The 14,046-nt window shown below is 63.6% G+C and carries 10 protein-coding genes; 4 read left to right on the forward strand and 6 right to left on the reverse strand.

The features are described 5' to 3' along the window. Positions 1 to 151 precede the first annotated feature (151 nt). Both DM806_RS11390 and DM806_RS11395 read left to right on the forward strand, forming a co-directional pair. Positions 152 to 1,726, forward strand: coding sequence for an acyl-CoA synthetase (locus tag DM806_RS11390; protein ID WP_179043325.1), 1,575 nt, complete (start codon positions 152 to 154; stop codon positions 1,724 to 1,726). A gap of 64 nt (positions 1,727 to 1,790) precedes the next feature. After that, positions 1,791 to 2,417, forward strand: a complete 627-nt coding sequence (locus tag DM806_RS11395; protein ID WP_179043326.1) for a TetR/AcrR family transcriptional regulator — start codon at positions 1,791 to 1,793, stop codon at positions 2,415 to 2,417. 12 nt (positions 2,418 to 2,429) lie between these two features. Here the strand turns inward: DM806_RS11395 and DM806_RS11400 are convergent, their stop codons facing one another. Genes DM806_RS11400 through DM806_RS11415 form a run of 4 tightly spaced genes read right to left on the reverse strand, consistent with a single transcriptional unit; the run spans position 2,430 to position 7,301 of the window. Further along, the gene (locus tag DM806_RS11400) at positions 2,430 to 3,314 is read right to left on the reverse strand and encodes a crotonase/enoyl-CoA hydratase family protein (protein ID WP_179043327.1); all 885 of its coding nucleotides are present in this window, start codon (positions 3,312 to 3,314) and stop codon (positions 2,430 to 2,432) included. A gap of 33 nt (positions 3,315 to 3,347) precedes the next feature. Beyond that, complete coding sequence (locus DM806_RS11405; RefSeq protein ID WP_179043328.1) at positions 3,348 to 4,610, reverse strand: cytochrome P450; 1,263 nt, start codon at positions 4,608 to 4,610, stop codon at positions 3,348 to 3,350. Continuing rightward, positions 4,607 to 5,749, reverse strand: coding sequence for an NAD(P)-dependent alcohol dehydrogenase (locus tag DM806_RS11410; RefSeq protein WP_179043329.1), 1,143 nt, complete (start codon positions 5,747 to 5,749; stop codon positions 4,607 to 4,609). Before DM806_RS11410 ends, DM806_RS11405 begins: the two co-directional genes overlap by 4 nt. Before the next feature lies 1 nt (position 5,750). Continuing rightward, the gene (locus DM806_RS11415) at positions 5,751 to 7,301 is read right to left on the reverse strand and encodes an acyl-CoA synthetase (protein WP_179043330.1); all 1,551 of its coding nucleotides are present in this window, start codon (positions 7,299 to 7,301) and stop codon (positions 5,751 to 5,753) included. Positions 7,302 to 7,525: 224 nt separating this feature from the next. Here DM806_RS11415 and DM806_RS11420 point away from each other — a divergent pair, with 224 nt between their 5' ends. Beyond that, positions 7,526 to 9,586 (forward strand): 3-hydroxyacyl-CoA dehydrogenase NAD-binding domain-containing protein, encoded by a 2,061-nt coding sequence (locus tag DM806_RS11420; RefSeq protein ID WP_179043331.1) that lies wholly within the window; start codon positions 7,526 to 7,528, stop codon positions 9,584 to 9,586. 98 nt (positions 9,587 to 9,684) lie between these two features. On the opposite strand, the gene DM806_RS11425 is transcribed toward DM806_RS11420, so the two are convergent. Together DM806_RS11425 and DM806_RS11430 are read right to left on the reverse strand one after the other, a co-directional pair. Then, positions 9,685 to 10,827: an acyl-CoA dehydrogenase family protein gene (locus DM806_RS11425; protein ID WP_179043332.1), complete on the reverse strand. Its 1,143-nt coding sequence runs from the start codon at positions 10,825 to 10,827 to the stop codon at positions 9,685 to 9,687. Positions 10,828 to 10,909: 82 nt separating this feature from the next. Next, positions 10,910 to 13,135 (reverse strand): TonB-dependent receptor, encoded by a 2,226-nt coding sequence (locus tag DM806_RS11430; RefSeq protein ID WP_179043333.1) that lies wholly within the window; start codon positions 13,133 to 13,135, stop codon positions 10,910 to 10,912. 237 nt (positions 13,136 to 13,372) lie between these two features. On the opposite strand from DM806_RS11430, the gene DM806_RS11435 reads away from it, so the two are divergent. Further along, positions 13,373 to 14,020 (forward strand): TetR family transcriptional regulator, encoded by a 648-nt coding sequence (locus DM806_RS11435; protein WP_179043334.1) that lies wholly within the window; start codon positions 13,373 to 13,375, stop codon positions 14,018 to 14,020. The last annotated feature ends 26 nt before the right edge of the window (positions 14,021 to 14,046 follow it).

The raw sequence follows: 14,046 nt of genomic DNA on the forward strand, positions 1-14,046 counted from the left end.
CCGTAACTAGTCAATAACGACTAATCAGCTTTGACCAGTTTTAGCGCGCGCCCTCTGCGCGCATTACTAGTCATTATTGACTATCAAAAAGCGAAGCGCTACGTCCCGTGGCAACGCGCCGAAAACAGGTGCATGAGGAGAGGATTGAGCTTTGCCGGACGCACGCACAGGCGCCTATCTGACCCAGCCCCTGCACCGGCTGATCCGCGAACTGCCCAACGCCATCGCGACCGTCGACCGCGGGCGGCGACGCACATGGGCGCAGGTCGGCGATCGCATCGCCCGACTCGCGGGGCTGCTGATCGACGCGGGCCTGCGACCGGGGGACCGGGTGGCGCTGCTGGCGCAGAATAGCGACCTTTATCTCGATTATATGCTGGGCGTGTGGTGGGCTGGCGGCGTGCTCAATCCGGTCAATATCCGCTGGACGGTGGATGAGATCGCCTTTTCCCTGACCGACTGCACCACCAGCATATTGATCGTCGACGACCATTTTTCCCCGATGATCCCCGCACTGCGCGCCGCCGCGCCGACGCTGCGGCTGATCCTGACGACCGGTCCCGCCGCGCCGGAATGCGTGGATTATGAAAGCGCGCTGGCGGCGGCGACGCCAGTGACGGACCGGGTGCGCAATGGCGAGGATCTGGCCGCGATCCTCTATACCGGCGGAACCACGGGCAGGCCCAAGGGCGTGATGCTGACCCACCGGGCGCTGACGGCGTCGGCGATGAGCCATGCCGGGTCGGGCGAATGTGCGCCGGGCGCCTGCATGATGCACACCGCGCCGCTGTTCCATGTGGGCGCGATGGCCGGCGTGATCGCGGCGCTGCTGCGGCGGTCGCGCCATGTGTTCGTGCCCGCCTTCGAACCCGAAGCGGTCATGGGTGCGATACAGCATAATGGCGTCACGGACGTGTTTCTGGTCCCCACCATGATACAGGCGCTGCTGGACCATCCCCGCTTTCCCGACCATGACCTCAGCAGCATCGAGCGGCTGATCTACGCCGCCAGCCCCATTTCTCCCGCGCTGCTGGACCGCACCGTCGCCGCCATGCCCAGGGCGGGCTTCGTCCAGGCCTATGGCATGACCGAGACGTCGGCCATCGTCACCCTGCTGGGACCGTCGGATCATGACCCCGCCGCCTATGCCTCCGGCCGGGTGCGATCGGTGGGTCGCGCGACGATGTCGGCGGAACTGCGCATCGCCGCTCCCGATGGCTGTGACATGCCGCCCGGAGAAGCCGGGGAAATACTGGTCCGTGGCGAAAGCGTGATGACAGGATATTGGAACCGCCCGCAGGAAACCGCCGACGCGTTGCAGGCGGGGTGGATGCATACCGGCGATCTGGGCCGCATGGACGAAGCGGGCTATCTCTATATCATGGACCGGCTGAAGGACATGATCCTGACCGGCGGCGAGAATGTCTATTCGGCAGAGGTGGAGGCCGCGCTCGCCAGCCATCCGTCGGTGCAGCAATGCGCGGTCGTGGCGCGCCCCGACGAGCGCTGGGGCGAGGTCGTGCACGCGGTGCTGGTCATACGTCCGGGCCATGCGCTCGACCCGCAGGCGCTGACCGCGCACTGCCGCCAGTCCATCGCGGGTTATAAATGCCCCCGCAGTTTCGAGCAACGCACCGTCATGCCGCTGTCCGCCGCGGGCAAGATCCTGAAGGCGACGTTGCGGGACGATGCCCGGCGGCTCGAATCCGGATCGTCCTCGCATTGACAAGCCCGGCGATTTTATCGATCCCCGCAGCCATGTTCTGTCATCATCATCCAGGCCGCGCGCCATGCTGAGCGCACCGGCTCCGGCGAAACGTGGACGGCGCGGCGCGCTGAACCGCCAGAAAATTCTGGAAGCGTGCATCGCCTGCATCAACCGCAACGGCTATTCGGCAACCTCGGTGGAGGCGGTGATGGCGGAAGCGGGCCTCAGCCGTGGGTCGGTCCTGCTCCAGTTCCCCACGCGATTGCACCTGACGCTGGCGACGGCGGAATTCGCCATGGCGGAAATGCTCAAGAACAGCGAGGCGCTTGGGGCGACGATCGCCGACCCCGTTGAACGTTTCTGCCGCTTTGCCGACATCGTATGGGACGTGCACCGCACGCCGCCGTCGATCGCGCTGACCGACATATTGCTGGCGTCGCGCTGGGATCAGGATCTGGCGGCGGGGCTGAAGCCGCTGGCCGAGGAAGCCGAACGCCACGTCGATGAACGCTTTACGGAGGTCGCTGCGCAGGCGGGGATCAAAAACATCGAAAGCGTGGTCCTGCATGGCCGCGTGCTCAACGCCAGCGTCCGCGGCATGACGATCGACCTGGCGTTCAACCCCAGCCGCGAGGTCATATTGCTGGCGCTGGAAACGCTGAAACGGGATTATGAGGCCTTTTGCCGACAACTGGTCGAGACGGCCTGAGTTGACCGCGCATCATCCATAGGGACGCTCGGTCCACCACGGATAATAGGACGGCATGTCACGCGACACCCTGTCCGGGAAATCAGGCGCGCGTTTTTCGAAAAAGGCGGTCACCCCCTCCTTCGCATCGTCGCTCAGGCTGCGGGTCAGGATGCCCCGGCTTTCGATCCTGTGCGCCTCCATGGGATCGTCCAGCCCCAGCCCGCGCCACATCATCTGACGCGTGAGCGCGATCGAGACCGGCGCGGCATTGTCCGCAATCTCGCGCGCGATGGCATAGGCGGCGGGCAACAGATCGTCGACAGGCAGCACATCTTCGACAAGGCCACCCTCCTTCGCCTCCGCCGCGCCGAACACCCGCCCAGAATAACACCATTTGAGCGCCCGGTTGATGCCGACGATGCGCGGCAGGAAATAGGTCGACGCCGCTTCGGGCACGATGCCCCGGCGCGCGAACACGAAGCCGAATTTCGCCTGTTCGCTGGCGAGGCGAATGTCCATCGGCAGGGTCATCGTCGCGCCGATGCCGACCGCCGCACCGTTGATCGCGCCGATCACCGGCTTTTCCATGCGAAAGATGCGCAGCGTCAGCAGGCCGCCACCGTCGCGCACCGACGGGTCGGAGAAATCGAACGTGCCCGCCTTGGCCTGTTCGGCAATATCGGGATCGGCCAGGAAATCCTCCGCCCCGCCCGATATGTCCGCCCCCGCGCAATAGGCGCGTCCCGCCCCCGTCACGACGACCGCCCTGATGCCATCATCGGCATCGACCCGGTCGAAGGCATGGATCATCTCCAGCATCATCTGGGTCGTGAAGGCATTCATCTTGTCGGGCCGGTGGAGCGTGATCGTCGCCACGCGATCGGCCACGTCGAACAGGATCGATTGATAGTCCATGGGAAAGCTACTCTTCAAAGATTCTGGTCGGTGTCATGCGGTCGCTGCGGCCAGCGACCGGCTGTAGCGGACAGGCAGGCTGCGAATCCCGCTGACGAAATTCCCCTCGGTATAGACGGCTTCGCCCGCCAGTTCGATGCTGCCGATCTGCTCGAAAAACTCGTGGAAGAAGCATTCGATCTCCAGCTTCGCGAGATATTGGCCAAGGCACATATGCGGGCCATAGCCGAAGGCGAGATGGTTGTTGGGCGACCGGTCGATGCGGAAGGACGCAGCATCGTCAAAGGCTTCGGGATCACGGGTCGCCGCGCCGAAGGCCAGCATGACATGATCGCCCGGCTTGAACGTCGTGCCGTGCAGTTCATACTCCTGCGTCACCGTGCGCATGAAATGCTTGACCGGCGCGGTCCAGCGGATCGCCTCGGTCGCGAACGTCTTGATGAGGTCGGGATTGTCGCGCAGCCGCTGCATTTCCCGTGGATTGTCGATCAGCGCCTTCATGCCGCCGACGATCGACGCCGCCGTCGTGTCATGCCCCGCCGTCGCGACGATCACATAATAGCCGATCCGTTCCTCGTCGCTCATCTGCGCGCCGCCGGGCATGCCGGTCGCGATCAGCGTCGCCACATCGTCGCGCGGGTTGGCGATCCGATCCTTCGTGATGCCGTCGAAAAAGGCGAGATAGTCACGCTTCACCGCGACCATATGCTCCGCTTCGGTCAGGCCCGGCCGCCGCACCGCGGGGTCCGCCGCGCCGAACAGTTCGTGAGTCAGCGTCAGCATCCGCGCCTCATCCTCCGGCGCGATGCCCAGCGCCGACATGGCGACGCGCAGCGGATACCAGAAGGCCACATCGGTCGCGAAATCGCAGGCGCCCGACGCCTCCTTCATATTCCCGACAAAGGCGCGGGCGTGGTCGCGGATCGACTCCTCCAGCTTGCGGATATTCTTCGGCAGGAAGAATTCCTGCGTCAGCGCGCGCATATTCTGATGATGCACGCCATCCATCGCCGTCAGTGGATAGACGCCCGATTCCACGCCGAACAGGGCGATGTTCGATTGCTCGACGCTGATCGGCAGCAAGGTCATGCGCGGCCCGGCGTTGAAGATATCAGGCAGCCGCTCCAGTTCGCGAATATCCGCATGGCGCGACACGACCCAGAAGGGGCGGCAGCCCTCCGGCTCCGCAAAGGCGACCGGCTGTTCCTGACGCAGCCAGGCGTAGAAACGCTGCAACCGGTCCTGATCGCCATAAAGGGCCGGATTGGCGATATCGGCGGCCTTGAACTCGGTCATCCCTGATTTTCTCCTGATAATGTCCCGTCGCCGGGCAGCAGCACGGCTTTGACGACAAGTCCTTCTGCCTGATCGCGCACCGCCTCGTTGATCTGAGACAGCGGATAGGTCCGGATCATCCGGTCGAAAGGCAGCTTGCCCGCCCGGTAATATCCGATGAGTTCGGGTATGAACGTCGCCGGATCGCTGTCGCCTTCGATAATGCCCATGATCCGGTGCCCCGATGCCATCAGGCGGTTGACATCCGCCGGGACGTTGGTGTCCGGCGGCGCGATGCCGACAAGGCCAAGCAGGCCGCGCGGCGCAAGCGCGCCAATCAGCGCGGCAAGCACATCCGCCCGCCCTGTCGTATCCAGCGCATAGTCCACACCCGATGGCGCCAACCGGGCCAGCGCTGACGGCACCGGTTCCGCCGAAGGGTCGACAACCTCGGTCGCGCCATAGTCCAGCGCCAAAGCCCGGCGGCTTTCATGCGGCTCTATCAGGATGATTCCGGCGCACTGGCTGATCACGGCGCCCATGACGGCACTAAGGCCCACCGCGCCCCCGCCCGCTATCACGATCGTGGAACCCGGCTCACAGGCCATGGAGCGCATCACAGCCCCCACTCCGGTCTGGATGCCGCATCCCAGTGGTCCCATCAGGGCGAGCGGAACGTCATCCGCCACCGGGACGAGATTGCGCGCATAAGTGACCGCCAATGTCGCAAAGGATGACTGACCGAAAAAATTACCCGCAACCGGGATTCCGTCCAGAGTAAGAGCCGTGCTGCCATCCAGCCTTCGCCCGGCATAGTTGAGCGCCGGCATGGTCTCGCAATAGGATGACCTTCCCGCATGGCACTGGCGACAATCGCCACAGGAACGAAAGCTGATTACCACCCGGTCGCCTGCGGCGAAGCCGGAAACGTTGCGCCCGACATGCAGGATGATGCCCGATCCTTCATGCCCCAGCACCGCCGGACCCGACAAACCGAAAGCGCCATGCTGGGCCACGACGTCGGTATGGCATATCCCCACGCCGACCACCGACACGAGTATTTCCTCGTCGCGCAGATCGCCAATGCCGATCGAGCGGATCGCGAATGGTTCGCCGGGGCGCTCGACGACTGCGGCCAGCGCCTGATGAGGGGCGACCATGTCAACGCACCTTCATTAAAATGGACCGATCGAAATCCTCCGCCCAGTAGCGGTCGCGCAATATGCGTTTGTAAAGCTTGCCGGTCGGATGGCGCGGCAGATCCGGCATGAACTCGATAAGCCGGGGAATCTTCACGCCCGAAAGCCGCGATCGCAGCCAGTCGACCAGCTCCTGCGCGAACGCCTCGGTCGCGTCGGCCATATCCTCCGGCTGGAGGACCGCGACGACCTGCTCCCCCATTTCCGGGTCGGGCACGCTCACCACCGCCGCGTCGGCGATGCGCGGGTGCAGGACCAGGACATTCTCGATCTCCTGCGGGTAGATATTGACCCCGCCCGATATGATCATGAAGCTCTTGCGGTCGGTCAGGTAGAGATAGCCGTCTTCATCCATCCAGCCGACATCGCCCAGCGTCGCCCAGCCGTGGCGGTTGATGACCGATGCGGTCTTTTCCGGGTCGTTATGGTAGGAAAAGGGCGGGCCGCCCTCGAACGACACAAGCCCCTCCGTGCGCGGGGGAAGCAGATTGTCATCCTCGTCGCAGATGCGGGCCTGCCCGATCATCGACCGCCCCACCGAACCGGGGTGGCTCAGCCATTCGGGCGAAGAGATCATCGTTATCCCCGCTCCTTCCGTACCGGAATAATATTCCAGCAGGATCGGTCCCCACCAGTCGATCATCGCCTGCTTGACCGGCACGGGACAGGGCGCGGCGGCGTGAACGGCCAGTTTCAGCGACGAACAGTCATGGCGGTCGCGCACCTCCTGCGGCAGTTTGAGCAGCCGCACGAAATGGGTGGGAACCCACTGGCTGTGCGTGATCCGATAGCGCTCGATCAGCGACAACGCGACTTCCGGGTCGAACTTTTCCATGATGACGACGGTGCCGCCCAGCGCCTGCACCTCACGGCACCAGCGCAGCGGCGCGGCGTGATAGAGCGGCGCGGGGCTGAGATAGATGGTGTCGCGATCGAACCCCAGCTTCGCGCAGACCGTGCCGAGCGGCGTCGGCAGCGTGATGTCGCCATCGTCGGGAAGCGGCGGCTTGATCCCCTTGGGCCGCCCCGTGGTGCCGGACGAATAGAGCATGTCGATACCGGCCCGCTCGTCCGGGATCGGGCTGTCGGGCATCGCCGCGATCACCTTGCCCCAATCCCGCCAGCCCGGCCGCTCCTCACCCAAAGTGAAGCGGTGTACCGGCGCATCCCCGTCGATCTCCGCCAGCAGGCCGCCAAGACCGCCCGACGCGACCAGCAGCCGGGCGCCGCTGTCGTTCAGGATATAGGCGATCTCCGACGGCGCAAGCCGGGTCGAGATGCAGACGAAATACAGCCCGGCCCGATGCGCCCCCCAGGTGATGCCCAGAAAATCGGGTGTATTGTCCAGCAGCAGGGCAACGGCGTCGCCTTCGCGCAGTCCGGCCGCGCGGAACAGATGCGCCGCCTGATTGGACCGGCATTCCAGTTGGCGGTAACTGACGACCTCGCCGGTGTCGGCCATGATGATGGCGGCTTTTTCAGGCTCGGCACGAGCGGTCATGCCAGGATGCATCAAATCCCCTCCATATCATGGAGGAGCGATTGTCACTCGCCGCTCCCCGCTGCGCCGATCCGGTTTGGCATCGACCTTTCTTCCTGAATAGAAGCGAGCGAGCGGAATGCAATATAAAACTTAACTAATCGCTCGATTGACTTATCAATTTTGCATTTTATGGTCGCCTGGCATGGAAACGCGCGCGTGATCGCCGTCTGTTTGTGGAAGAGGTATCGAATATTATGAACAGCCCCGTCTCATCGCTGACGAAAGTCGGCCATATCGCCGTCGTGACGATCGACTCCCCGCCGGTCAACGCGCTGGGCCAGCCGGTTCGCAAGGCCATATTGGACGACCTGACCACCGCCCTTGCCGACACTGAAGTCGCCGCGATCATCATTCTGTGTGCAGGCCGCACCTTCTTCGCCGGGGCCGACATCACCGAATTCGGCAAGCCGTTCCTCGCCCCCGAACTGCCCGACCTTTTCGGCGCGATCGAGCAGGCCGACCGGCCGGTGATCGCCGCGATCCACGGCACGGCGCTGGGCGGCGGCCTCGAACTCGCCATGTCCTGCCATTATCGCATCGCCGTGCCTTCGGCGAAGCTGGGGCTGCCCGAAGTCGCGCTTGGCCTGTTGCCCGGCGCGGGCGGCACGCAACGCACGCCACGGCTGGCGGGCATCGCCGCCGCCGTTGACCTGATGGTGGGCGGCAAACCCGTCTCCGCATCCCATGCTTTGAAAATCGGCCTGATCGACCGCATCGCCGACGGCGCGGACCTTGCCGCCGACGCCGTCGCCTATGCGCAGCAACTGATCGCCGACAAGGCGCCGCTGCGGCGCGCCCGCGACCTCGACACCGACCTCAGCGCCGAGGACGCGCAAGCCTGTATCGCCGCCTGGCGCGAAAAGAACAGCAAGGCATTTGTCGGCTTCAAGGCGCCGGACAATATCCTCAAAGCCATCGCCGCATCCGCCGACCGCCCCTTCGATGACGGCATCAGGCGCGAGGCGGAACTGTTTCAGGAACTGATGGCCAGCCCGGAATCCGCGGCGCAGCGGCATATCTTCTTCGCCGAACGCGCCGCCGCGAAAATCCCGGTGGCCAAGGATGTCGCGCCCCTCCCCATCGCCAGCGTAGCCGTGATCGGCGCGGGCACGATGGGCAGCGGCATCACCCTCGCCTTCCTCAATGCGGGCTATCAGGTGCGCATGATCGACATCAGCGAAGCGGGCCTTGCGCGCGGCGCGCGCCATGTCGAAGCCACCCTGCATGCGCTGGCCGACAAGGGCCGTATCTCCCAGCAAGTGCGCGACGCCCGGATCGCGGCTTTCTCCACCGCGACCAGCCTTTCCGCGATCGCCGACGACGATTTGATCGTGGAGGCCGTGTTCGAACGGCTCGATCTCAAGCAGCAGATTTTCCGGGAGATTGACGGTTTCGCCAAACCGGGGGCGATATTGGCGTCCAACACCTCCTTCCTCGACCTCAACCAGATCGCCGCCGCGACGCAGCGTCCCGCCGATGTCGTCGGCCTCCACTTCTTCGCCCCGGCCAACATCATGCGCCTGCTGGAAGTTGTGCAGGGCGCGGCCACCAGCGACGCGGTGCTGGCGACCGCGATGAATCTGGGCCGGAAGCTGGGCAAGGTCGCCATCCTTTCGCAGGTCTGCGACGGGTTCATCGCCAACCGCGTGATGGCGCGGCGGACGGATGCGGCGGACCGGCTGCTGCCGCTAGGGGTGATGCCATGGGACGTCGATGCGGCCATGACCGGCTATGGCTTCCCGATGGGACCGTTCCAGATGATGGACCTTGTCGGTCTGGACGTCATCGGCTGGGACCGGGAAAACAGCGCGGGCCGCACAGTGCAGGAGGTGCTGTGCGAAGCCGGGCGTCTGGGCCAGAAGAGCGGCGGCGGCTATTATGACTATGACGAAAAGCGGCGCGCGACCCCGTCGCCCTTCGCCGAAGCGACCGTCCGCGATTTCGCCGCACGATCGGGCCTGCCGCTGCAATCGCTGAGCGCGCAGGAGATCGTCGAATCGCTGCTCTACCCGGTGGTTAACGAATGCGCCAAGCTGCTGGAGGAAGGCATCGCCCTTCGCGCATCGGACATCGATATGGCGCTGGTCGCTGGCTATGCATGGCCTGTCTATCGCGGCGGGCCGATGATCTGGGCCGATCAGGAAGGTCTGCCCCGCATCGTCGCCGCGCTCGAAGCGCGGATCGCGACGGGCGAGCCGATCGCCCTCTCCCCGCTGTTGAAGGACAAGGCGCAGCGGGGCGAAACCTTCCTCTGATCGCCAACGGGCCGCCGATCGCGGCGGCCCGTTACCCAACAAAAAGGGGGATGACGGCATCACGCCGCTATCCCCCTTTTCCATGCCCGCAGAAGCGATCAGATGCTGCGCGCAATCACTTCCTTCATGATCTCGGACGTGCCGCCATAAATGCGCAGCACCCGCGCATCGCGCCACAGGCGCGCAATGGGATATTCGTTCATATAGCCCGCGCCGCCATGCAGTTGCAGGGCTTCGTCGGCAATCCGGTCCACCAGTTCGGTGTGGAACAGCTTGGCCGCCGATGCCTCCGCAGTTGTGAGCCGTCCCGCCACATGGCGATCGATCGCCCAGTCGAGATGGCTCCAGCCGGCCTGCAACGACGCCTTCATCGACGCCAGGGTGAAGCGCGTATTCTGGAAGTCGAACACGCTCTGGCCGAACGCCTTGCGATCCTTGGTGAAGGCCACCGCTTCGTCAAAGGCGCGCTGCGCCATCGCCTGCGCGCTGATGGCGATGGACAGCCGCTCCTGCGGCAGCTTCGCCATCAGATAGGCGAAGCCTTTCCCTTCCTCGCCCAGCAGATTGCTGACGGGCACGCGCACGTCGCTGAAGAAAAGCTCCGACGTGTCCGCCGAATGCTGCCCGATCTTGTCGAGGTTGCGACCGCGCGAGAAACCGGCCCGGTCCGCTTCCACCAGGATCAGTGAAACGCCCTTTGCGCCCAGCGAAGGATCGGTCTTGGCCACGACGATGACAAGGTCCGCCAGCTGGCCGTTGGTGATATAGGTCTTGTTGCCGTTGATGACATAGTCATCGCCGTCGCGGATCGCCGTGGCGCGGATCGACTGGAGATCGCTGCCCGTGCCCGGCTCCGTCATGGCGATGGCGACGATCGCCTCGCCGGAGATCATCGGCGGAATCCAGCGGGCCTTCTGCTCTTCCGTCCCGTAATTGACGATATAATCGATCACGATGTCGGACTGCAAAGGCAGGCCCGCCGAACTGCCGCTATAGGCCAGTTCCTCGACGATGACGGCATTGTAGCGATAGTCCAGTTCCAGCCCGCCATAAGCTGCTGGCGCGGTCGGGCACAGCAGTCCCGCCTCCCCCGACGCCAGCCAGAAGGCGCGATCGACAATGCCTTCCTCCTCCCAGCGATCAAGATTGGGAAGAAGCCTGTCGGCGAAGAATTTGCGCACCTGATCGCGGAACAGGATCAGTTCGCCGTCTGGCGTGGGGCGGATGTCGTCGGGGATCATGTCCATTTCCTTATAAATGGATGCGCCGACGGAGGTGATCCGTCGGCACATGGCGTTAGAAATCTGTGCTTTGAGCGGCCGTTCAGAACGCGACCCTGACCGTGCCGCCGTAAGTACGGGGCGCGCCTGGAGCGATATAATTATAGGGGAAACCCGCCTGCCGCAGGTCGAGACCGTAGAGCAGCGTCTTGCGCTGGAGCAGGTTCTGCGCCCAGCCCTTGACCGTCACATTGCCGCGCGTCCAGGATAGGTTGACGTTCACCTTGGCGAAGCCCGGCTGCTGCAATTCCGAATTGACCTGCGCCGAACCCACCCCGTTGACGCCGTTATAGGGCGAGAACCACTGCCGGCTCGTATAATCGACACTGGGGGAGAGGGTCATCGGCCCGCCCGCAAGATCGAACGGCGACCAGTCGAACCCGGCATGGGCCGTCCAGCGCGGCGCGAACGGCAGGTCGTTGCCGCTCAGGTCGTTCCCCGCCAGACGCAGTTCCTTATAGGTTGCGTGCAGATAGCCGAGCGATCCGTTGATCGAGAATTTCGGGCTGGCGCGGAAGGTCGCCTCCGCCTCCGCTCCATAATTCTGCGATCTGGGCGCATTCAGCAGGAAGGACACCGGGCCGGGCCGCGTGTCCTGCAATTGCTGGTTGCGGTAGCTGTAAAAGAACCCTGCCAGCGCCAGCGTCAGTCGCCGGTCGAGGAAGCGCCCCTTCGCGCCGACCTCATAGGCGTTCACATATTCCGGATCGATATAGGTGATGCCGGACGAGCTGGTGTAGCCGCCGCCGTTGAACGCACCCGACCGATAGCCGCGATTATAGCTGGCATAGACCAGTGCGCCGCTGTCGAACGTGTAGGTCAGCGCAGTGCGGCCCGTCAGCGCCTTGTTTCGGCCATTGATGTTGTAGCGGGCATTGGGATCATAGGGGCATGTTCCCGGCGCGGTCGTGCAGGGCACGGTGGTGGCTAGCGGCACTTGCGGACCGTCGAAGCCGCCGAGGAAAAGAAAGGCGTAGCCATCCCGATAGGCGGCCCGGTCGAAGGTGTAGCGAAGACCGACCGTCGCCACGAGCTTTTCGGTCAGATTGACGTCCGCCTGCGCGAACCCGGCATAGGTGCGCCGGACCTGGTCGAACCGCTGGAAGAAACCGCCATCCACGCCCGGTCCGAGCGCGCTGGCGATATGATAGAAGCTGCCCGTGCTGGTGCTGTCCCAACCGTAGAACAGGCCGGCGACTGCCTTGACGCGCGTGGAGTCGTAGTTGAAGCGAGCCTCTTCGCTGAACTGGTGGAAGGACGCCGATCGTGGCAGATATAATATGTCGATCGGCGCACCATCGGCGGAAGCCATGGTTGTAAGGCTGCTCTTCCCATAGGCGGTGATCGACGTGAGGGTGACTTGCGGGGACAGCTCGTAAGCGACCTTCGCCGACGCACCATAGGCCGTCACCCGGTTATCCCCGATCCGATTTTCGTTGATTTCGAAAAAGCCAAGCCCGGCCCGGAACGCCGCCGGACCATAGACGGCCTGCTGGGTGCCCTTCGACCGGCCACCATAGGCCTTGATTACGATATCCAGCGGCCCTGCGCCGGGACGGATGCGCAGCGTCGCGCGATATTGCAGATTGTTGATCGACCCGGCGTCGCGGGCTCCCGGAAAGACATTATGAAAACGCGCATCGCCCTTTTCATAATTGATGGCGGCACGGAAACCGAGCTGATCCTCCACCATTGTGGTCTCGATCGCGCCCTGCGCCTTGTAGGTGTCGTAATTGCCATAGCCCGCCTCTGCATAGCCGCGCGTTCCCGACAGGCTGGGCGTCGCCGTCAGGAAATGGATCGCGCCGCCGGTGGTGTTCCGCCCGAACAGCGTGCCTTGCGGCCCGCGCAGCACTTCGACCCGCTCCAGATCATAAAGGCCGATGCCCTGCGACGCGCGGCTGACCAGACCCACATCGTCCACATAGACGCCGACCGGCGACACCTGATTGGAATTATATTCGTTCGCGACGCTGACGCCGCGCATGGAAAAATTGGGCTGCGTATCGCCGAACGGGCTGCTGACCTGCAAATTCGGCACGATACGACCCAGATCGGCGGAATTGGTGACGCCCTTGCTGACGAGTTGCTCGCCGCTCAATGCCGTGATGGCCAGCGGCACCGACTGGATGGACTGCGACCGCCGCTGGGCCGTGACGATGATTTCGCCTGGATCGACCTTGTCGATGGCCTGCGCCTGCGCGAGGGCCGGAATCGACGCGCTGCCCAGAGCGATGAATATCGTCGGTATCATTTTCTGGATTGTCATTGCACCCTCCCCCATGTTCGGACCATCGCCTTCGGACTGCCCGAAGGACGTGCGATTCGTTGATCGCCGCCTAAACTTAATCGATTGATTGGCTAACTTCTAGAATTGGACCATTCGGCCTGTCAACTGCTATTTGCAAGCGATCGAAACATATGGCTCAGGCGATTCATCCAACTTGACACCGGCAGGCCCGTTACCCAGACTGAAATATTAATCGATCAGTTGGAATGGCTCACAATGGCAACAGCACCAGACACGTCGCAGCGCGGCACGCCCAAACAGGCAAGAGGCATTGCCGCCCGCAACGCCTTGCTGGACGCGACGGCGGAAATTCTGGCTGAAGCGACCCAGATAGAGGTGTCGCTCAGCGAAATTTCGCGCCGTTCCAAGATCAATTCGGCCATGATCAAATATTATTTCGGCGACAAGCAGGGGCTGCTGATGGCCCTGCTGGAACGGGACGCGGAATTGGCGATGTCGTCGCTGAACGCATTGGTGGCGATGGATATTTCCGCGGAAAAGAAAATGACGATCCATGTCGAAGGCATGGTCAACGCCTATTATCGCGCACCCTATCTGAACCGCTTGCTGCATTATATCGTGGAGGCGGGCGGTTCCGAAGCCAGCGCCCGCATGTCACGCCTGTTCATCCACCCCATGATGAACGCCTATCGCTCCATCATCCGTCAGGGCGTGGCGGAAGGCAGCATGGCGGAGATCGAGCCGGGCATGCTCTATTACGCCCTGGTCGGATCCGCCGACCATCCTTTCTACGCCAACTATTCCGCGCCGGCCGTTTTAGGCACGGAAGCGATCGACGTTGAAACCAAGAATGGCTACGCCACGTTTCTACGGCAGATATTCATAAAGGGGCTGCGGCCCTGAATAAGGCGAAGACCCGGCTGCGAAGA

The organism is Sphingobium lactosutens (genome assembly GCF_013393185.1).
GTDB classification, from domain to species: Bacteria; Pseudomonadota; Alphaproteobacteria; order Sphingomonadales; family Sphingomonadaceae; genus Sphingobium; species Sphingobium lactosutens_A.

What these genes read in the sequence shown, in the direction of transcription:
- DM806_RS11395 (WP_179043326.1), top strand. Translation starts at nt 1,791, where the DNA reads ATGCTGAGCGCACCGGCTCCGGCGAAACGTGGACGGCGCGGCGCGCTG.
- DM806_RS11400 (WP_179043327.1), bottom strand. Translation starts at nt 3,314, where the DNA reads ATGGACTATCAATCGATCCTGTTCGACGTGGCCGATCGCGTGGCGACG.
- DM806_RS11405 (WP_179043328.1), bottom strand. Translation starts at nt 4,610, where the DNA reads ATGACCGAGTTCAAGGCCGCCGATATCGCCAATCCGGCCCTTTATGGC.
- DM806_RS11410 (WP_179043329.1), bottom strand. Translation starts at nt 5,749, where the DNA reads ATGGTCGCCCCTCATCAGGCGCTGGCCGCAGTCGTCGAGCGCCCCGGC.
- DM806_RS11415 (WP_179043330.1), bottom strand. Translation starts at nt 7,301, where the DNA reads ATGCATCCTGGCATGACCGCTCGTGCCGAGCCTGAAAAAGCCGCCATC.
- DM806_RS11420 (WP_179043331.1), top strand. Translation starts at nt 7,526, where the DNA reads ATGAACAGCCCCGTCTCATCGCTGACGAAAGTCGGCCATATCGCCGTC.
- DM806_RS11425 (WP_179043332.1), bottom strand. Translation starts at nt 10,827, where the DNA reads ATGATCCCCGACGACATCCGCCCCACGCCAGACGGCGAACTGATCCTG.
- DM806_RS11430 (WP_179043333.1), bottom strand. Translation starts at nt 13,135, where the DNA reads ATGACAATCCAGAAAATGATACCGACGATATTCATCGCTCTGGGCAGC.
- DM806_RS11435 (WP_179043334.1), top strand. Translation starts at nt 13,373, where the DNA reads ATGGCAACAGCACCAGACACGTCGCAGCGCGGCACGCCCAAACAGGCA.